The organism is Pseudomonas meliae, from assembly GCF_001400515.1.
Lineage (GTDB): Bacteria > Pseudomonadota > Gammaproteobacteria > Pseudomonadales > Pseudomonadaceae > Aquipseudomonas > Aquipseudomonas amygdali.
The window spans coordinates 1-2,616 of record NZ_LJQT01000312.1; the positions used below are offsets into that span (position 1 = coordinate 1).

A 2,616-nucleotide genomic window follows, 5' to 3' on the forward strand; every position below is an offset into this window, starting at 1 on the left:
GAGCGCCGCACGATAGTTGAGGTGATCGTTGCCAGTAACTGTTGCGCAGAGATCAGACAGCGTAATCTGCCGGGTCTGACGTCAATCCTCCAGGAGGTCCCACATGTATTGGGCAGAATTTCTTACCGTTGCGCTGATCCACCTGCTGGCCGTCGCCAGCCCCGGTCCGGACTTCGCGGTGGTGGTGCGCGAAAGCGTCACGCATGGGCGCAAGGCCGGTACCTGGTCAGCGCTTGGTGTCGGCTCGGCTATTTTTCTCCATGTGGGCTATTCACTGCTGGGTATCGGGATTATCGTTTCCCAGTCCATCGTGCTGTTCAACGCGCTGAAATGGGCGGCAGCTGCATACCTGCTGTACATCGGTATCAAGGCCCTGCGCGCCAGGCCGGCGGCTGCGACGGGCGATGCCGCTATCAAGGCAATACCGGGCGAGCGCACAGCAAAGAGTGCCTACATCAGCGGTTTCGTCACCAACGGCCTTAACCCCAAGGCAACGCTGTTTTTCCTATCGCTTTTCACCGTAGTGATTAATCCGCACACGCCGCTGCTGGTGCAGGGCGGCTATGGGGTCTACCTCGCAGTGGCGACGGCCGCGTGGTTCTGCCTGGTGGCGCGGCTGTTCAGCCAGGCGCGGGTACGCGCGGGTTTTGCGCGCATGGGCCACTGGTTTGATCGGGCCATGGGCGGAGTGCTGGTCGCGCTGGGTATCAAACTGGCGTTCACTGAAGTGCACTGAAGCCTGCATTCAACAACGCTTTTGCCGAGCGTATACCGAGTATGAGTGCCTCTTTCAGGCGGCGAGAGGCGCTTCGAAAAAACATCCCTTTTACTGATTTCACTGGCAGGCGAGGGCTCTAGAGTCCATATTTCCAGCTCCGCCTGTGGACTTTGAAAAGGGACTCATATGTTACAGACTCGCGTTCTTGCGCCCGCCGATGGCGCTTACCAGTACCCTCTGTTGATCAAGCGCCTGCTGTCGTCCGGCAGTCGTTATGAAAAGACGCGTGAAATTATTTACCGCGACTCCGTTCGCTACACCTACCCGACCCTCAACGAGCGCATCTGCCGCCTGGCCAACGTTCTCACGGCGGCAGGCGTGAAAGCTGGCGACACCGTGGCGGTCATGGACTGGGACAGCCATCGCTATCTGGAATGCATGTTCGCCATCCCGATGATTGGCGCAGTGATCCACACCGTCAATGTGCGGCTATCGCCCGAGCAGATCGCCTACACCATCAATCATGCCGATGACCGGCTGGTGCTGATCAACAGCGAATTCACGGGCCTGTATCATGCCATGTCCGGACATTTGACCACCGTTGAAAAGACCCTGCTGCTGACGGATCTGCCCGACAAGACCGCCGACCTGCCAAACCTCGTCGGCGAGTACGAGACCCTGCTGGCGGCAGCCAGCCCCGAGTACGCTTTCGAGGATTTCGACGAGAACTCGGTCGCGACCACGTTTTACACCACAGGCACCACGGGCAACCCCAAAGGCGTCTATTTCACCCATCGCCAGTTGGTGCTGCACACCATGGGCGTGGCGGCCATCCTGGGATGCGTCGAAAGTCCGCGGCAGTTGGGCAACGATGACGTCTATATGCCAATCACTCCGATGTTCCATGTGCATGCCTGGGGCATTCCCTATGTAGCGACCATGCTGGGCCTGAAACAGGTGTACCCCGGCCGCTACGAGCCCGAGTTGCTGGTAGAGCTTTGGCGCAAGGAGAAAGTGACCTTCTCGCATTGCGTGCCGACCATCCTGCAAATGCTGCTCAACGCCAAGTCTGCTCAGGATGCGGACTTTGGCGGCTGGAAAATCATCATTGGCGGCAGCTCGCTGAACCGCAGCCTGTATCAGGCAGCCAAGGCCAGAGGCATCCAGCTCACCGCCGCGTATGGCATGTCTGAAACCGGTCCACTGATTTCTGTCGCGCACATCAACGACGAACTGAAGGCCAGCAGCGAAGACGAGCAGATTACCTACCGCATCAAGGCCGGTGTGCCTGGCATGCTGGTAGAAGCAGCCATCGTCGATCAGCAAGGCAACTTCCTTCCGGCCGATGGCGAAACCCAGGGTGAGCTGGTCCTGCGTGCGCCCTGGCTGACCGAAAGCTATTTCCGCGAGCCTGAGAAAGGTGCTGAGTTGTGGGCAGGCGGCTGGCTGCATACTGGCGATGTGGCAACGCTGGACGGTATGGGCTTCATCGATATTCGCGACCGTATCAAGGATGTGATCAAGACCGGCGGTGAATGGATTTCCTCGCTGGAGCTTGAAGACCTGTGCAGCCGGCATCCTGCTGTGCGCGAAGTAGCTGTGGTCGGTATCGCCGACCCGCAATGGGGTGAGCGGCCTTTTGCCTTGCTGGTGATTCGCGACGGCCATCAGCTTGATGCCAAGGGCTTGAAGGAGCATCTCAAACCGTTCGTCGAGCAAGGTCACATCAACAAGTGGGCAATTCCCAGCCAGATCGCGCTTGTTACTGAAATTCCCAAGACCAGCGTCGGCAAGCTCGACAAGAAGCGCATGCGTCTGGACATTGTGGAATGGCAGAACAGCAACAGCACGTTCCTTTCCACGCTCTGACACCGTCTGCTTGCCGCGCCCGTCGGGCA

2 protein-coding genes are annotated in these 2,616 nt (G+C 58.9%); both read left to right on the forward strand.

Going from position 1 to position 2,616, the window contains the following annotated elements; translation table 11 throughout:
* Positions 1–103: 103 nt before the first annotated feature.
* Positions 104–736 carry a LysE family translocator gene (locus ALO64_RS14855; protein ID WP_002552186.1) on the forward strand — a complete coding sequence of 211 codons (633 nt, stop codon included), beginning with the start codon at positions 104–106 and terminating at the stop codon, positions 734–736.
* A 168-nt stretch (positions 737–904) separates the two neighbouring features.
* Entirely contained in the window at positions 905–2,587 is a 1,683-nt protein-coding gene (locus ALO64_RS14860) for a fatty acid--CoA ligase (protein WP_044343963.1), read from the forward strand.
* Positions 2,588–2,616 lie beyond the last annotated feature (29 nt).

What these genes read in the sequence shown, in the direction of transcription:
- ALO64_RS14855 (WP_002552186.1), top strand. Translation starts at nt 104, where the DNA reads ATGTATTGGGCAGAATTTCTTACCGTTGCGCTGATCCACCTGCTGGCC.
- ALO64_RS14860 (WP_044343963.1), top strand. Translation starts at nt 905, where the DNA reads ATGTTACAGACTCGCGTTCTTGCGCCCGCCGATGGCGCTTACCAGTAC.